Below are 16,878 nucleotides of genomic sequence, written 5' to 3' on the forward strand. Positions count from 1 at the left end.
ACTAATGAAAGCAATTTTCTACTCAAAACGTAGAGAATTGCTTTTTTCATGTTGAATTCTTTCTAATTGCACATAGAGACACTTTTTTTCGCAAAAACAAACATCTAAAACACAGATTATTTATAAGTCTATTACAGGAATGAGATGTGCCTTGAGACTATAAGTTCAAGCAATGACTATGAAAAGTAATCAGTAATAACATTCTAATTACCATTATCAATTTCAGGATAAACAATATATCCATCATCTTCTATAATAGGCAAAGCACCCCACTGTCCTAATTCATGTTTTTGCTGAATAATTTGTTGTTGGTTATCAAGCATAATATGATGTACAGACCATTTGTGCGCAGCTAACCAATTACTCACAATTAATCTATGGCATCGCGCTGGATGTGGTTCAGAACACATGTATGCTACACGTTTTAAATTCCCTAATATTCCTAATGCTTTGATGCCTTCTTGAAAATCCGCTGTCAAAGTATAATCAGCATAATTATGGAAAGACTCATTATTCCAAGCTTCATTTATTGTTCTACCTACACTTTTAGACACTTTTCTTCTACCACCTAACAACGTATTATATTGATATTCAATGTTTGCTTCAGTGAGCCATTGTCTTATATTATCTTCATTAAAATGAGGATTACCTTTACTGCCTCTATATGCACGGATATCCACAATCACTTCTATATTAAATTGTTGAAGCATATCTATAAATTGCTGTTCTGAATGGTTCGCGTGACCTATCGTATATATTTCCGACATTCTAATCCCCCCTAACCGTTTATACACCCTGTATTTATACTATATAACCTATTTGAATTTTTATAATCCCATTTATTTAATTCTGGGATATATTGTCTATAAACTAATTCTTAAAATGTACTAGCCATCATTGAAAAATATCTATATACTAAATTTAATTTATAAAATAACTTTATTTAAACATTAAGGGGACTAAAATGAAGAATTATTTACATAGGTGGGTCATAGAAGCACTCAGTTTTATGGCTTTAGGGTTATTTGGATCATTAATCATTGGCCTAATATTAGATACAATAGGTAGTCAAACTTTACTTCCTCAATTAGATCTAACATTTTTAACTGAAATTGGTAAGGTTGCCATGTCTGTGACAGGTGCAGCGATAGGTGTTGCAATTGCATATGGATTAGGTGCAAAACCACTCGTTATTTTTTCTAGTGTCATTGTAGGAACATTGGGTTATACCACTTTTGAAGGTGGCCCTGTAGGGGCATATATTGCTACTTTAATCGTAGTTGAACTGAGTAGATTATATGCAGGAAAAACAAAAATAGATATTATTCTAACACCTTTACTAACAATTATTATTGGTGGTTTCATTGCGAAAAGCTTTGGTCCTGCGCTAAATCAATTTATGACTGGATTGGGTAAAATCATCAACGCTGCTACTGACCAACAACCATTCATTATGGGAATTCTCGTAGCTGTCATCTTTGGTTTAGCTTTAACGGCACCCATTTCTAGTGCTGCACTTGCACTTATGCTTGATTTAAGTGGTTTAGCTGCTGGCGCGGCGACAATTGGTTGCGCAGCTCAAATGGTTGGATTTGCAGTCAATGGCTTTAAAGACAATGGCTGGGGAGGCCTATTATCCGTTGGAATTGGTACAAGCATGTTACAAGTTCCAAATATTATTAAGCACCCTATGATACTCTTACCGCCAACACTTGCTAGTGCAATTGTTGCACCTATCATGACAACATTGTTCCCTATGACAAATAATGCCGCTGGTGCAGGTATGGGAACTAGTGGATTCATCGGTCAAATTATGACAATTAATACAATGGGCGGTTCGTTGCAAATCTGGGTGTTAATCCTTGTATTCCATATTCTCTTGCCTGCAGCAATCAGTTTTTCATTATATAAACTATGTTTAAATAAACAATGGATTAAATCTGGAGATCAACTTATCCATATCGCTAGTTAATTTTTAAATAGCATATAATCCGAAGCTTACGATAAAAATATGCAAAAAATGACAACAAAGTCGTAAATTTTGTTGTCATTAAAAAGCAGCCCAAATATAAAATTCGGGCTGCTTTTTGGGAAACATTAAATATTAAAATAGTATTACCTATCTTCTTGTACTGGAACTTGCTCACTACTCACAACATTTCTCTTTTGCGTAAAATAGAGAATAAATGCAATGAAATACCAGATTAAGACAATCAACCATTCTGATGGCCAAGCCAATGACGATGGCATGCCAGGCAAGTATATGATTAAGAATAAAACACTTAATACAATTGCGATTATACCGACTGCTTTACCATTCTTAATACGATAAGGACGTTCTAACTCTGGCTGTGTTTTTCGTAACTTAAGGAATGAAATCGCTACAAGTAAATAACCTAATACAACACCAACACCACCCGCATTAACAATCCATTGAAGTGCAGGTCTACCTAATAATGGCGCAATAAATGCAAGTACACCTAAGAATAAGATACCATGCGTAGGTGTTTTAAACTTTGGATGTATATAAGCAAACCATTGAGGAATCATCTTATTTTTTGCCATAGCATATAAGATTCTACTACCACCAATAATAAAAGCATTCCAACTCGTAATAATACCGGCTACCCCACCAAGTACTAGCAAGATACCGAAACCACTATGACCGAATAAATTGACCATCGCATCAGCTGTTGCTAGGCTACTTGTCGCCAAAGCTTGTGGAGATAATCCTGTTGACACACCAAAAACAATTAATAAATAAAATATAACTGACGCAATAATAGAAAAAATTAAAATACCACCAATTTTTTTAGCCGGTGCTTTTACTTCTTCAGCTATTTGTGGTATAACGTCGAATCCCACAAACAAGAAGGGGATCATCATTAAGACAGACATTGTACCACCAACACCATTTTCAAATGGTTTTAAATTATTAAAGTTACCATTAAACCCTGCGCCAAACACAAGTAACAACCCAACTCCAACGATAAATATTGTAAACACTGTTTGCATAATCGCTGCTGGCTTAACGCCAAAGTAATTAAGTGAAGTTAAGATGATACTTCCTACAGAACCGATGAGTACCCATGTTAGATAAACATCCCATCCTGCAATATTCCACAATAATCCTTGATGATGAAACGGAATTACATAATCTATCACAGTTGGCAAAGCAACCGCTTCGAATGTGATTACAGAGACATAGCCAAAAAGTACCGACCAGCCGGATATAAAAGCAATTCCCGGAGAAAATGCTTTTTTCACAAAAACAAATCCTCCCCCTGTTTCAGGAATTGCTGCTGCTAACTCTGCATATGTAAGTCCTATCACAATAACTAAAAATCCACCTATTAAAAATGCAATTATACTTCCTACAAAGCCTGCTGTTGAAACCCAATCTCCTGATAATACGACCCATCCCCATCCAAGCATGGCACCGATAGCAAGAAACAAGACATCAACAATACTCATTGATTTATTAAATTCTGATTTCATTGAACATACCCCATATCATTCATCAAATTTCAAAAAGTGATATATCAAGTTTGGAACCATCTACTTAAATAAGATGGTCCAAACTTGCAATCACTTTATTTCCGTCCTTTGTTTACGTTTAAATCATTTCATATTGTAATTGCTGAAAATTCAACGCGTCATTCAGTTTCTATTGATAGATATTTAGTTTCTAAATATGGTTCGATTCCTTCTGTACCGCCTTCTCGACCGTAGCCACTTTCTTTCAAACCACCAAAAGGTGCATGTGCTGCAGAAGGACCGCCGTCGTTCCATCCTATGACGCCATACTCTAATTCATTAAACAGTTTCAATCCAGTACGATAATTATTCGTGAAGAAATATGAAGCTAACCCAAATTCAGTATCATTTGCAATGTCTATCACTTCATCTAAATCTTCATAGGCCATGATTGGTGCCACAGGTCCAAATGTTTCTTCATGCATTACTTTCATGTCTAAATCTACATTAGAAATTACTACTGGTTTTAAGAAATTACCACCCAATACTTGAATTTCTTCTAAACTGCGGGATAACTTGCCACCTTTGTCTTGTGCATCCGTAATATGTGTTAATACTTTCTCGACAGCGTTGTGATCTATAAGTGGGCCTATTTTCACTTTCTCCTCTAAACCATCACCTACCGTGAGTGCATGTACTTTTTCGGTTAGCCTTGCTGTATACTCTTCCGCTATATCTTTATGAACAAAGATACGGTTTGCACATATGCATGTTTGCCCAGCATTTCTGAACTTAGAAGCAATCGTCCCATCAACGGCTGCTTCAATATCCGCGTCATTATGTACAATAAATGGTGCAAGACCTCCAAGTTCCATAGTTACATTTTTAACCGTTTGCGCTGATTGTTCAATTAATGTTTTACCAACGGCTGTCGACCCAGTAAACGTTATTTTATTAATTTGATCATGTCCAGTAAATATATCACCAGCATCTTTACCTGATGCAATAATATAAGATATCGCATCTTTCGGGATACCCGCTTCATGCGCAAGTTCTACCAATTTGATTGTAGTTAAAGGCGTTTTCACTGCTGGTTTACAAATGATTGTACATCCTGCTGCTAAAGCTGGTGCCATTTTACGCGTAATCATTGCTGCCGGAAAATTCCAAGGTGTAATGGCTCCAACCACACCAACTGGAAATTTATCTATAACCATTTTCTTAGAAGGTGTATGGGCAGGAATTGTACGTCCGTAGACACGTTTCGCTTCTTCTGCATACCATTTCACATAAGAATTCGCATAAGCTACTTCCCCTTGTGCTTCAGCAAAAGGTTTCCCTCCCTCAAGGGTGATTAGACGTGCAAGTTCATCTTGGTGTTCATCTATAAGTGTAGCCCACTGGTTTAATTTGGCAGCACGTTCATGTGCATCTACAATTTTCCATTCTTGAAAAGCTTGGTAAGTGCGACTGATCTGCGCATCAATTTCCTCATGCGTTGTGTAATCTAAACGTTCAACTACTTCATTCGTTGCTGGATTATATACTTTTAACTGTTCCATATAATTCACTCCTTATAAAAAACGTTTGATGCTCTATGTCTATCATTAACTTATACCCTTTAATTTTTTGAAAATGAACTTCATTCATTAAGTTGAGGTAACTTCATCAAATACATTTGTTAAAATGTTTAAGCCTTGGTTAAGTTCTGCATCCGATATTACCAACGGAGGTAAGAAGCGTATAACGTTGCCTTTAATTCCTGCTGATAACAATAATAAGCCTTTGTCATTTGCTGTCTTTGTAATTTTACCTGTCAGTGCTTTATCAGGTAAACCTGTTTCAACATCTACAACTTCAAAAGCGACCATAGCGCCTAATCGACGAATTTGTGCGATATGCTTGTGTGACTGACTTAATTCTTGCAAATATACTTCAATATCATGGCCAAGCTGTTCCGCTTTATCATTTAATTGCTCTTGCTCTATAATATCGATTACTTTTAACGCAGCTTCACAAGCTAATGGATTACCTGCATAGGTGCCCCCTAATTCTCCTGGTGCTGCACTATCAACGATTTCTGCTTTACCTACTACGCCACTTAAAGGAAATCCAGCAGCAAGTGATTTAGAAACCGTTATTAAGTCTGGTTCAATACCAAAATGTTCAATTGCAAAGGTTTTACCCGTTCTTGCAAAGCCCGTTTGTATTTCATCTGCAACAAAAACGATACCGTTGTCTTCACAAATTTGTTTTACTGTATCAACAAACTTTTGATCAGGAATAATAAATCCACCTTCACCTTGTACGGGTTCCATCACAATACACGCGACATCACTTGGGTCTACAGTTTCAATGAAGAAGTCATGTAATTTATGAATCACTTGATCTACATATACAGCTTCCGTTAATTCTTCAGATTTTTCAGAAACATTAGGATAAGGTGCTTGGTAAACTTCAGATGCAAATGGACCGAATCCATATTTATAAGGTTTCACTTTACTTGTCATAGACATCGTTAAATTTGTGCGACCGTGAAAGCCACGTACAAATGACACAACTGCTTGTCTTCCTGTATATTTCCGAGCAATTTTCACTGCGTTTTCTACTGCTTCAGCGCCAGAGTTTAGTAAAATAGCTTTCTTATCAAATTCACCTGGCGTAATCTCTGTTAATTTCTGTGCTAGGTTAAGGTAACTCTCATACATAATGACATTAAAGCCAGGATGAATGAATTTATCTAGCTTCTCTTTTAAATGTTTAGTTATTTCTGGATGCGTATGACCGACATTAAGCGTACCAATCGCACCAGCAAAATCAATAAATTCACGACCATCTATATCAGTAATCGTTGCTCCTTGTGCTTTATCTGCAACATGTAAATTTCCGTTACTCACACCACGTGCTACATACTTTTCTCTTTTTTCTTTAAAATACTCAAATTGATCTGACATAAAAACAACCTCCTCCTGCTTATTAAAAAAGATTTATTGTTGTCTAAAAATTTAAGCTAATATTGGTCTTATGTAAAGACCCAGTTTAAACATTCTAATGATACCAGTTCATTCAGAAAGGACTTGTTTCAAACGATTAACAGCTTCAGGTATCTTTGACTGCTCAATTTTCGAGAAACCAATAATTAATATTTTAATCTTCTCATTCTCTTGAAATGTTTTTACGGAAAAGCGTTTAATGGTATAGAGTTCTAATTTTTGTGCTTTTGCACGTGTTTCAATTTCTTCATATGTATAAGGAGAAACTACTTCTATTATGAAGTGTAAACCAGCACGTGTATCTTTTATTTGAATATCATCTTTAAAAACGTTTTCCAAATGTTCGATTAATAAGGATCTTCTTTTTCCATACAGTTGATGCATTTTTTTAATATATTTTTCGTAATGTCCTTCTTTGATCATTAAATTGAGTGTTAATGCATTCAACATAGAAAAGTCCGGTATCATATTGTCATTTTGTAATTCAAACTGCTTAATCAATTTTGATGGTAAAATCATATAACTCATGCGTAAACCTGGCATTAATGTTTTGGAAAAAGTACCCAAGTAAATTACACTGTCATTTTTATCAAAACTAAACAATGACGGTATATTATCTGTTTCATATTTAAACTCACTATCGTAGTCATCTTCTATAACATAACTATGCGTTTGGCTTGCCCAGTTTAATAAATCGATTCGTCTTGAGACAGGCATAATGGTGCCCATAGGAAACTGATGGGATGGTGTTACGATAACAGCATTAGGTTGCACTTGTTTTAGCTGATCTATAGATATACCTTTATGATCTAACTCTATTGCTGCTGTTGATGTACTATTTTGATTTAGTAATGTTCTAAAGCGGGAATAGCCGGGGTTTTCTACAGCAATCGTTACGTTTTTTTCCAATAATTGAATTAACTGCATCAATAAAGTATTTGTTCCTGATCCTATAACAATTTGTTCTGGATGACATTGTATCCCTCTTTGATATGACACTAGTTTCGCAATAGATTGTCTAAGTTCTATTGGACCTTTAACATGCGGAATGGTCGACAAATAATAATCATAATCTTGGAATACACGCTTTGTTAACTTTGACCATGTATCCATTGGAAATTCTGATATATCTGTACTCATATGGGAAAAAGAGTAATCAAATGTAGTTCGAGTTGTATGCTCGTGACCATCTAATGAAATTTGTGCATCAGGGTCTATAATTAATTTATCTAATGGCTCTATAAAATAACCTTTTCGTTCCTTTGTATAAATGTAACCTTCAGCTAATAGCTGCTCGTAGGCTGATTTTACACTGTTCACACTCACATTAAGGTACTTTGCCATATCTCTTTTTGAAGGAAGTTTTTCATGACTTTCATATTTGAATGCGAGTATATCATCTTTTAAGCGATTATATAACTTTCTATAGATATATTGTTCTGTGTCCCGTTGCATAACTACACCCCTTGCTATATTATAATTCGTTTATTATACACATGATTAAGTCTACTATACTAATAAAATTATTTTTTCTATTTTGATTTAAAAAACAACGATAGCCACCCTTAGGTTAACTACCGCTGTTGGTATTGATTTTACGTCATGAATTATCAAATATTATAAAATTGGAGATGCTAATTTAGCAATAGATTGCTTAAACTTAATCCAATGTGAACGCTGTTCGTAGCGTTCTTCTGTGAGTTCTTTTGAAACTTTAAGGTCTTCAAGAAAAGCTGCTTTTAATTGTTCTGCAATTTGTGTGTCATACATAAAAGCATTAATTTCAAAGTTTAATTCAAAGCTGCGGACGTCCATATTTGCAGTACCCACGCTCGATACTTCGTCATCAATCATGATCATTTTAGAATGAATAAACCCATTTTCATATGTGTACACTTTAACGCCATCTTTAATCAGCTGAGCCACACTTGTGATTGTTGCCCAATATACAAATATATGATCTGGTTTACACGGTATAATTAAACGAACATCGACACCTGATTTCGCAGCAATACGTAAGGCATTAATAAAACCTTTATCCGGAATAAAATAAGGACTGTGCATATAGATAGATTTTTTAGCATTCATAACCATCTTCATATATCCAAATTCAATTTGATGCCAATTATCACTCGGTGCACTGGCAGCCAGTTGCATAGATACATTGCCACCTTGATAGGCATTGTTCGGGAAATATTTTTTATTATATTCTAGCTGTTCACGTTTAGCTTGTGAGTTCCAGTCATGTATGAAACTCAATTGCAGCGCATCGACACCGTCGCCTCTCACTCTTAAGTGTGTATCTCTCCAATAGCCAAACTTCTCGTTTAAACCTAAATATTCGTCCCCTATGTTAAAACCACCTACATAAGCTGTCTGTCCATCAATAACAACAATTTTACGGTGATTTCGGTTATTTACTCTAAAGTTTATAAAAGGAACTTTAGATTTGAAAAATGCTTCGACTTGTCCGCCTTCTGACTGAAACTTTTTAAAATTAGAATTATGTACCGATTTAGAACCCACGGCATCATAAAGCAGTTTAACCTCTAGACCTTCTGCAGCTTTTTCTTCTAATATTTCAACAATCTCAGTCCCTAAGCCGTCTAATTTTAAAACGTAATATTCCATATGAATATAGCGCTTAGCATTGCGTAAATCTTGTTTCATTTGGTCATATAAATCATGGCCATCTGTGTAAATATCGATATTATTGTTATTACTTAAAAAAGATTGTTCTTTCGTTAATAATGCATGAGCAAGATCAGCATGTTTTCTTACAATAGGATTTTTTGAATTACTAATTTTGTTTGTGTCATCTTGAAGTTGTGACCGTAATCTTTTTAGCCCATCTTCAATTTGATTATGCTCAAATCCTCGTTCACGTTTTTTTCTAACTGCACGTCCGAAGAATATATATACAATAAAACCTAAAATTGGCATAACGAATAATAAGAATAACCATGCCCAAGTTGCGGTCGCATCTCTTCTATCTCTATCTAAAAACACAATTAGTAAAGCTAGCACAACGTTCATTAGAAAGAATAAAGCTAACACTACTCTATATATTGGACTTATACTTGGATCAAACATCAATTGCATAAAAATCACCTCACTACTTCACTTTTATAAAAATTGGATATTGTATCAAATATACCATTTTATTCTCCTATAAATTGGATGTTATAAATAATAACGTTCAATAAAGAATATTTCAATCGAATCATCATTTCAATTATATTCTATTATAAGTATTTTTACCATTTTAAAAAAATTCATTTAATTCATGAATTATAAGCCATCTTATTTTCAAAAGATTTATTTTAATTTTTTTTGATTGCTCTTGATTGCTCTATGGTACGATTACGTCCCGCTTGTGAGCCAAATAATGTTATAACAATCGCAGTAATTAATAAAATACTTAGAGAAGAAGTCCATTTACCAGTCATATCATGCAAGATACCAAATAATAACGGGCCTATTGCTGCAACAAGATAACCTACTGCCTGAGCCATTCCTGAAAGCTTTGCTGATGTTTGAATATGTTCCGTTCTTAAACTAAAGAATGTATTTACTAAGCCAAACGCAAGCCCACCCGCAATACCAATTAAGATAGTAGAAATGATTGCAAGATGTGGCACAATTAGCATAATTGTCACACCTACAATAAAGCATATTCCTGTAATAAATGTTAATAAGAATTGCGATTTCATTTTAGTCGCAAATATAGGTGTGATGAAAGTAAATGGAATAATGGCTATCTGCATTATAGATAAGTATGCTCCCGCCTCATTAATAGACATGCCACTATGAGATAAATAGGCTGGCATCCAGTTAATCAATGAATAAAATATAAGTGATTGTCCCCCCATGAGTATCGTAATTTGCCATGCTAATGGAGATTTCCACACATTTATACTTTTACGGGGTAAAGCTGTTGCAGTTTCTTGTGTTCCTTTTAATTGAAATGACCATATAATGATTGTTATAAGTGTGACGATTCCTATAACACTTATGGCGATATTATAGTTAAATGCCTTTACTAAGGGCGCTGTCCCATATGAGGATAAGCCACCAAACACATTCATTACAACCGTATAATAACCCGTCATAATACCGATATGTAGAGGGAATTTAGCCTTAATCATTGCTGGTGCCAGTACATTACCAAATCCGATACCAATACCTATCAGCACCGTTCCTATATATAACCATGAAATGTCCGTAATTGATCTAACAAGGACACCAATAAAGATTAAACAAAGTGCTAAGAAAATTGTTTTTTCTAATCCTATTTTATTACTTGTTCGAGCAGCAAATAATGAAATTACAGAGAATGCCAATAATGGCACGACTGTAATGACGCTGACTGCACTATTAGACATCGCTAAATCTGTCTTAATGTCAGGTAACGCAACACCAATAGATGTAATCGGTGCCCTTAAGTTAGCCCCTACCAATAAGATTCCTATAAATAATAACCAATTAAAGGGTTTTATTTTTCTATACTTTTCCATATTTTACCGCCTTGCTCAGTTAATTTTAAAACAACACAATATATGGTACAATATGTACGTTATATTGTAAATAGGAGGATTCATTTGTATAATATTCAGAATTTAGTAGCCAGAAATTTATCTGACTATCGAAAAAAACACAATCTCAGTTTAGATAAAGTTGCAACAGCAACTGGTGTGAGTAAAAACATGCTGAGCCAAATTGAAAAAGGTGCTTCTAACCCCACAATTACAACATTATGGAAAATCGCAAATGGATTACATTTATCATTGTCTCAATTAACCGCGATGAATAATGATAGCGTTGACTTTATTGACGAATCAGACATCATTCCTATCATCGATGAGCAAATAGCGATTTATCCTTATTTTCCTTATGACGATAATAAAAAATTTGAAATGTTTAAAATGGAGATACAAGCAGGAGGCAAGATGCTTTCTGAACCTCACCATACTGAGTCTGAAGAATATATTATTGTTAACAAAGGTCAGCTAAAAATAGAAGTCGATGCAACTATGTATACAATCAATAGTAATCAAGCCTTCCGTTTCAATAGTGACGTGTCTCATGGTTACTTTAATCGAACTGATGAACCTGTTGTATTTACCGCAACGATTCATTATCAATAGAACATTCAATTTAATAATTATAATATTATTAGCCATTAGTCTCCTAACAGAAATCTAATGGCTCATTTTGTATTCAAAATATTTTAGACTCGTGTTGATTCCTTAGGCGTTTCGTCATAAATATTTTATAAGCTTAAATAACTTAAAGTGTCGTGTATATTTGACACTCTGTTTTATGTCAGATATATTGTACATGTAATATATATTTGACACTAAAGAAGGGGGTAGTAAATCTATTATGAATAAAGTTAAAAGCTTTCGTAATGCTAAATACATGTCACAACTCACGCTTGCTCGTACAGTAAAAGTATCACGTCAAACCATTAATATGATTGAAAACGATAAATATAATCCCTCGCTTAATTTATGTATAAAAATTGCTAAAGCATTAGATGTCACTTTAAATGATTTGTTTTGGGAGGATGATAATAATGAATAACAAAGATAAATGGCTTTATCAAAGATTTGCAGGAACAACGAACTATCGTGATGAATATCAAAGACATGAAATTGACAAATTACTTGCTAAACTTTCAATTATTTCACTATACATATTCCTAGCTTTACTTTACTTATCTATATTTTTTGATATTGAGCGTTCATTTATTTCACCTTTTAGTATAGGCGGCATTATATTTATAATTATGTTGGCATGTAGGATGTCTATGAGTCATTTTGCAGCAGATACCCTTACAATAGAAGTAACTGATAAAGAAACGTATCATCAAACATTAAAGAATTCACGCAATAAGAGAATTATATTTCTTGTTGTAGCAATCATTTATATATTACTAGTTAACTCAGTCATCGCTCCAATACTTGCAGGAAATGCATTAAATATGGAACGTCTAACTGACTTAAACACATTTTTCCCTTTAATAGTTATTGTAGTATTCACGATTGCTAAAGATTCTCGTGTAAAACTTATTGATCAAAAGGAGAAGTATGATGGAAAATAACAAGTTACTTCGTTTAATTCCTAACTTCAGGTTTACTGATGAATATGAAAGACAGCAGTTACTGCATGAATACGCCAAATATTTTGTCTGGCTATTTTGGGGTATGATGATTATTTCTGTAGCGGACATATGGATAGAATTTTACTTACACCGCAGACCTATCTTAGGTATTTTAGGTTTTACTTTAATTATGATATTATCTCTAATTATGATTATCGCTATTAGAAGCAAAAAAATAGACGAAGTAGAGACTTATTCAGAGGAAGCATGGATAAAAGAAATGAAGAAAGTGCGTAATGGGAGTTATATTTTTGCTGTTATGATGTTCTTGATTGCAAACTTTAATCATTATATTCTCCCTTTTATTATACATAATGGGCTTCCTGAGAAATCTGATATGCTGATTAACCTATTCATTTCTATTGGAAGTGCTATTATAGCCGGTTTGTTAGTTTATACCCTTGGTCGCAGAAAGGTTACACGTACCTATATGGATAAATAAACACAAAGAACCACGTGCTCAATTATGAGCACGTGGTTCTTTTAGTGTTTTCATGTCGTTTGAAATTTAGTTTTACAAGAATTTTTCAATATAAAATGCAGATTCTTCAATAGATTTATATTCCGTATTAATCACAGTCGCGTTTAATTTTTCGAAAATTTCTTCTGCATATACTAGTTCCTGTCTGATACGTTCAATACTATTGTAATTTGTAGGTCCATGTAATCCTAAAACTTTTACACGTTCATTACGAATATTCAAAATGTAATTAGGACTAGCAGTTAGACCAAATACTTTCAATTTCTTATATTTAAAGACTTCATCTGGTATATAAACTTCTGGCACTAAAGGAATGTTCGCTACTTTATAACCTTTATTCGCTAAATACATACTCAAAGGTGTCTTGGATGTTCGAGAAACCCCAACAATGAGCGCATCCGCTTCGCCGATATCAGTAAAATGTTTACCATCATCATATTTCACTGAGTATTCCATCGCTTCAATTCTTTCAAAATATTTTTCATCTAATTTGCGTAAAGCGCCACTTTCATGACTAGGTGAACAATTCGTAAGATGCTGAATGATTCCTATTAAATCTGACATATAGTCGACATAAGGGATTTGTTCATTTTGAGCGTACTTTTGACCTACTATATTAAATTCTGGGTTCACTAACGTCGTGACAACGACTGCCCTACGTTCTTTTGCTCGTTTCAAAACATTGATTAATTCTTTTTCACTTTTAATAAATGGAAATTTTTTAATCTCTATTTGGGACACTTTTGGAAACTGAGTTAACGTGGCGTGTATCATGCGTTGTGCAGTCTCACCAATTGAATCTGATACCACGAACAAAGTAAGTTGTGGTGTTTGTGTATCATTAAACACGTATTCGACCACCTTCAACTTCACTTTGTGCAGTAGAAAGCAATGCACCTGGCACTCTATACGGAGAGCATGAGACATAATCGACATCTAAATTATTAAAGTATTGTATTGATTTATGGTCACCACCGAGTTCACCGCAAACCCCAATCTTAAGCGTTGGATTTGTAGCTTTCGCTTGTTCTGTAGCTACCTTAACTAATTGTCCTACCCCTTCTACATCTAATGTTTGGAAAGGATCAATATCTAAGATGCCTTGTTCAGAATACCCACCAATAAATTTCCCAGCATCATCACGTGAAAAACCAAATGTTAACTGTGTTAAATCATTCGTACCAAAGCTAAAGAAATCACATTCTTTTGCTAAGTCTCCTGCAATTAGACAAGCACGTGGCGTTTCAATCATTGTACCTATAAGGTAATTTACAGATTCTCCCGCTTCTTGCTGTAATGCTTCAATACGTTCAGTGATTTGTGTCTTTAATGTCGTAAATTCTGCAACTGTTGAAACAAGCGGTATCATGATTTCTGGTTGGCAATCCATACCTTGTCCTTTTAATCTTAACGCACTTTCCATAATCGCTTCTACTTGCATCACATAGAGTTCAGGATAAGTAATAGCTAAACGACAACCTCTATGACCGAGCATTGGATTCACTTCTTTTAAATTTTCTATATATTGTTCTAATGTTTTTACTGATACATTTAATTGCCCAGCAACAGATGATTTTTCTTCCGTTGATTTTGGTAAAAATTCATGTAGTGGTGGATCCAACAAACGAATAATTGTCGGACGTTCTCCAGATAGTTTTAATATTTCTTCAAAATCTGCTGTTTGATATTGTTTAATTTCATTTAAAGCTGCGATACGTTTATCTTGTGTATCTGACAGAATGAAACGGCGCATTTCAACAAGACGTTCAGGTCCAAAGAACATATGCTCTGTACGTACAAGCCCTATGCCTTTTGCACCAAATTGATAGCCAGCTTGAATATCTTGAGGCGTTTCTGCATTCATACGTACATCTAATCTTGCTACACCATCAGACCATTCCATAAACTGTTCGAAAGCTTCACTTCTTTCTGCTTTCATTGTTTCAACTTCTCCAACATAGATATCTCCTTGAGCGCCATCAACAGATATCGTATCGCCTTCGTGCAATGTGCCACCAGGATAATTTACAATTTTATCAACGATGTTAATTTCTAAATCTGAGCAACCTGTAACACAGCATTTACCCATACCACGTGCAACAACTGCTGCATGAGAAGTCATTCCGCCATGTGTCGTTACAATTGCTTCACTGGCAACCATACCTTCAATATCTTCAGGTGACGTTTCAGGGCGCATTAAAATAACACTTTCCCCCTGTTCAAATTGCATTTTAGCTGTTTCTGCTGAAAAAACAATTTTTCCACTCGCTGCACCCGGACTTGCTGGCAACCCTAATTTAGAAATAACTGAAGCATGTTCTAGTGCTGTTTTATCAAAATTAGGATGCAATAATTGATCAATCGATTTTACTTCGACGTTCATCACAGCTTCTTCTTTTGTAATCACACCTTCTTCAACTAAATCCACTGAAATGTGAATAGCCGCATTCGCTGTACGTTTGCCATTACGCGTTTGTAAAATATAGAGGTGTTCATTCTCAATCGTAAATTCTATATCTTGCATATCTTTATAATGTGTCTCTAATCGTTGCGATACATCTACAAATTGTTGATGCACATGTGGCATTTGATCTTTTAATGATTCTATATCTTTAGGTGTGCGTATACCCGCTACTACATCTTCACCTTGTGCATTTAATAAATATTCTCCAAATAATTTCGCTTCTCCAGTGACAGGATTCCGTGTAAATGCAACACCTGTACCACTCTGTTCACCACTATTTCCAAATACCATTTCTTGAATATTAACTGCAGTACCTATATCATGTGGAATTTCATTTAACTCCCTATAGACTCGAGCACGATCGTTATCCCACGATTTGAATACTGCTTCAATTGCTTCTGTTAGTTGATCAAAGGGTTCTTGTGGGAATGGTTTGTATACTTTATCTAAATATACACCTTTGAACTGTTCACAAATTTCTTGTAACCCTTCTGCAGGAATATCAGCATCATTTTGATAATCATGTTGCGTTTTATAAGCATTAAAATATGTATCAAATGACTTCATTGGTATGCCGTATACGACCTCACCAAACATTTGTAACAATCTACGATAACAGTCATAAGCAAAACGAGCATCGTTTGTTTTCGTCGCTAATTTTTTCACGTTCTCATCATTTAACCCTAAGTTTAAAATCGTATCCATCATACCTGGCATAGAAATTTTTGCTCCACTACGTACTGAAACAAGTAGTAATTGCTCCTCAGATGAGAATGACTTTTCTGTACGTTGAGAAAATGCTTCTAATTGATTATTCAATTGTTCTGATAATGCTTCAGGTACTTTAGAACCATGTTTCAAATATTCAATACAAGCTTCAGTTGTAAGTGTGAAACCATCTGGAACAGGTAACCCTAAGCGTTTCATTTCAGCTAAATTGGCCCCTTTGCCACCTAGTAAATCTTTCATTGATTTTTGCCCTTCGTCAAATGCATAAATATATTTCGTCATACTAAATCACCCCTTTTTTTAAATAAAGTTATACTAATTGCTATTGAGTATGTCACATTAAAACATAAAAAACAACTACAATATTTGAAAATTTGAAAAATATATTTATTTTTTCTTTATGACAAATTCATTTGATTCAAACGAATGGTAGCTGCTTTAAACACAAAAAAGTCCAAGCAATCATTATCAATGCATTGCTTGGAACTTCTTATGTTCACCAGTTTATCGTCATATGTGAATGTAAGATATCATTTAATTCACTATGCAACTATGATGCTTACAATAT

The 16,878-nt window shown here is 34.4% G+C and carries 14 protein-coding genes; 5 read left to right on the plus strand and 9 right to left on the minus strand.

Translation table 11 applies throughout. The features are described 5' to 3' along the window. Positions 1-203: 203 nt before the first annotated feature. Positions 204-767, minus strand: coding sequence for a DUF488 domain-containing protein (locus ACA31_RS11980; protein WP_057513550.1), 564 nt, complete (start codon positions 765-767; stop codon positions 204-206). Positions 768-964: 197 nt separating this feature from the next. Between ACA31_RS11980 and ACA31_RS11985 the strand changes: the two genes are divergently transcribed. Further along, the gene (locus tag ACA31_RS11985) at positions 965-1,972 is read left to right on the plus strand and encodes a PTS transporter subunit IIC (protein WP_057513551.1); all 1,008 of its coding nucleotides are present in this window, start codon (positions 965-967) and stop codon (positions 1,970-1,972) included. A 143-nt stretch (positions 1,973-2,115) separates the two neighbouring features. Here the strand turns inward: ACA31_RS11985 and ACA31_RS11990 are convergent, their stop codons facing one another. The 6 genes from ACA31_RS11990 to ACA31_RS12015 form a co-directional block, all read right to left on the minus strand. Then, positions 2,116-3,498, minus strand: a complete 1,383-nt coding sequence (locus ACA31_RS11990) for an APC family permease (RefSeq protein ID WP_057513552.1) — start codon at positions 3,496-3,498, stop codon at positions 2,116-2,118. Between the two features lie 158 nt (positions 3,499-3,656). Then, positions 3,657-5,039 carry an NAD-dependent succinate-semialdehyde dehydrogenase gene (locus ACA31_RS11995; protein ID WP_057513553.1) on the minus strand — a complete coding sequence of 461 codons (1,383 nt, stop codon included), beginning with the start codon at positions 5,037-5,039 and terminating at the stop codon, positions 3,657-3,659. Positions 5,040-5,126: 87 nt separating this feature from the next. Continuing rightward, positions 5,127-6,431, minus strand: coding sequence for a 4-aminobutyrate--2-oxoglutarate transaminase (gene gabT / locus ACA31_RS12000; RefSeq protein WP_057513554.1), 1,305 nt, complete (start codon positions 6,429-6,431; stop codon positions 5,127-5,129). Between the two features lie 108 nt (positions 6,432-6,539). Next, positions 6,540-7,925: a MocR-like transcriptional regulator GabR gene (gene gabR, locus ACA31_RS12005; protein ID WP_057513555.1), complete on the minus strand. Its 1,386-nt coding sequence runs from the start codon at positions 7,923-7,925 to the stop codon at positions 6,540-6,542. Between the two features lie 162 nt (positions 7,926-8,087). Beyond that, the gene (gene cls / locus ACA31_RS12010) at positions 8,088-9,572 is read right to left on the minus strand and encodes a cardiolipin synthase (protein WP_057513556.1); all 1,485 of its coding nucleotides are present in this window, start codon (positions 9,570-9,572) and stop codon (positions 8,088-8,090) included. Between the two features lie 221 nt (positions 9,573-9,793). After that, complete coding sequence (locus tag ACA31_RS12015; protein WP_057513557.1) at positions 9,794-10,987, minus strand: CynX/NimT family MFS transporter; 1,194 nt, start codon at positions 10,985-10,987, stop codon at positions 9,794-9,796. An 84-nt stretch (positions 10,988-11,071) separates the two neighbouring features. Between ACA31_RS12015 and ACA31_RS12020 the strand changes: the two genes are divergently transcribed. From ACA31_RS12020 to ACA31_RS12035, 4 genes are all read left to right on the plus strand, one after another. Then, entirely contained in the window at positions 11,072-11,617 is a 546-nt protein-coding gene (locus tag ACA31_RS12020; RefSeq protein ID WP_057513558.1) for a helix-turn-helix domain-containing protein, read from the plus strand. 238 nt (positions 11,618-11,855) lie between these two features. Next, positions 11,856-12,056, plus strand: a complete 201-nt coding sequence (locus ACA31_RS12025; protein ID WP_057513559.1) for a helix-turn-helix transcriptional regulator — start codon at positions 11,856-11,858, stop codon at positions 12,054-12,056. Next, on the plus strand, positions 12,049-12,576 hold the full coding sequence (locus tag ACA31_RS12030) for a hypothetical protein (protein ID WP_057513560.1): 528 nt from the start codon (positions 12,049-12,051) through the stop codon (positions 12,574-12,576). Before ACA31_RS12025 ends, ACA31_RS12030 begins: the two co-directional genes overlap by 8 nt. Further along, complete coding sequence (locus ACA31_RS12035; RefSeq protein ID WP_057513561.1) at positions 12,566-13,078, plus strand: hypothetical protein; 513 nt, start codon at positions 12,566-12,568, stop codon at positions 13,076-13,078. Before ACA31_RS12030 ends, ACA31_RS12035 begins: the two co-directional genes overlap by 11 nt. Before the next feature lie 72 nt (positions 13,079-13,150). Here the strand turns inward: ACA31_RS12035 and ACA31_RS12040 are convergent, their stop codons facing one another. Both ACA31_RS12040 and ppdK read right to left on the minus strand, forming a co-directional pair. Continuing rightward, the gene (locus tag ACA31_RS12040; RefSeq protein ID WP_057513562.1) at positions 13,151-13,966 is read right to left on the minus strand and encodes a pyruvate, water dikinase regulatory protein; all 816 of its coding nucleotides are present in this window, start codon (positions 13,964-13,966) and stop codon (positions 13,151-13,153) included. After that, on the minus strand, positions 13,959-16,592 hold the full coding sequence (gene ppdK, locus ACA31_RS12045; RefSeq protein WP_057513563.1) for a pyruvate, phosphate dikinase: 2,634 nt from the start codon (positions 16,590-16,592) through the stop codon (positions 13,959-13,961). Before ppdK ends, ACA31_RS12040 begins: the two co-directional genes overlap by 8 nt. Between the last annotated feature and the right edge of the window lie 286 nt (positions 16,593-16,878).

Origin of the sequence: Staphylococcus sp. NAM3COL9 (genome assembly GCF_001431205.1) — a bacterium.
Taxonomy (GTDB): domain Bacteria; phylum Bacillota; class Bacilli; order Staphylococcales; family Staphylococcaceae; genus Staphylococcus.

Coding starts and splice junctions, on each gene's coding strand:
- ACA31_RS11995 (WP_057513553.1), bottom strand. CDS start 5,039: ATGGAACAGTTAAAAGTATATAATCCAGCAACGAATGAAGTAGTTGAA.
- gabT (WP_057513554.1), bottom strand. CDS start 6,431: ATGTCAGATCAATTTGAGTATTTTAAAGAAAAAAGAGAAAAGTATGTA.
- ACA31_RS11985 (WP_057513551.1), top strand. CDS start 965: ATGAAGAATTATTTACATAGGTGGGTCATAGAAGCACTCAGTTTTATG.
- ACA31_RS12025 (WP_057513559.1), top strand. CDS start 11,856: ATGAATAAAGTTAAAAGCTTTCGTAATGCTAAATACATGTCACAACTC.
- ACA31_RS12030 (WP_057513560.1), top strand. CDS start 12,049: ATGAATAACAAAGATAAATGGCTTTATCAAAGATTTGCAGGAACAACG.
- cls (WP_057513556.1), bottom strand. CDS start 9,572: ATGCAATTGATGTTTGATCCAAGTATAAGTCCAATATATAGAGTAGTG.
- ACA31_RS12015 (WP_057513557.1), bottom strand. CDS start 10,987: ATGGAAAAGTATAGAAAAATAAAACCCTTTAATTGGTTATTATTTATA.
- ppdK (WP_057513563.1), bottom strand. CDS start 16,592: ATGACGAAATATATTTATGCATTTGACGAAGGGCAAAAATCAATGAAA.
- ACA31_RS11980 (WP_057513550.1), bottom strand. CDS start 767: ATGTCGGAAATATATACGATAGGTCACGCGAACCATTCAGAACAGCAA.
- gabR (WP_057513555.1), bottom strand. CDS start 7,925: ATGCAACGGGACACAGAACAATATATCTATAGAAAGTTATATAATCGC.
- ACA31_RS11990 (WP_057513552.1), bottom strand. CDS start 3,498: ATGAAATCAGAATTTAATAAATCAATGAGTATTGTTGATGTCTTGTTT.
- ACA31_RS12035 (WP_057513561.1), top strand. CDS start 12,566: ATGGAAAATAACAAGTTACTTCGTTTAATTCCTAACTTCAGGTTTACT.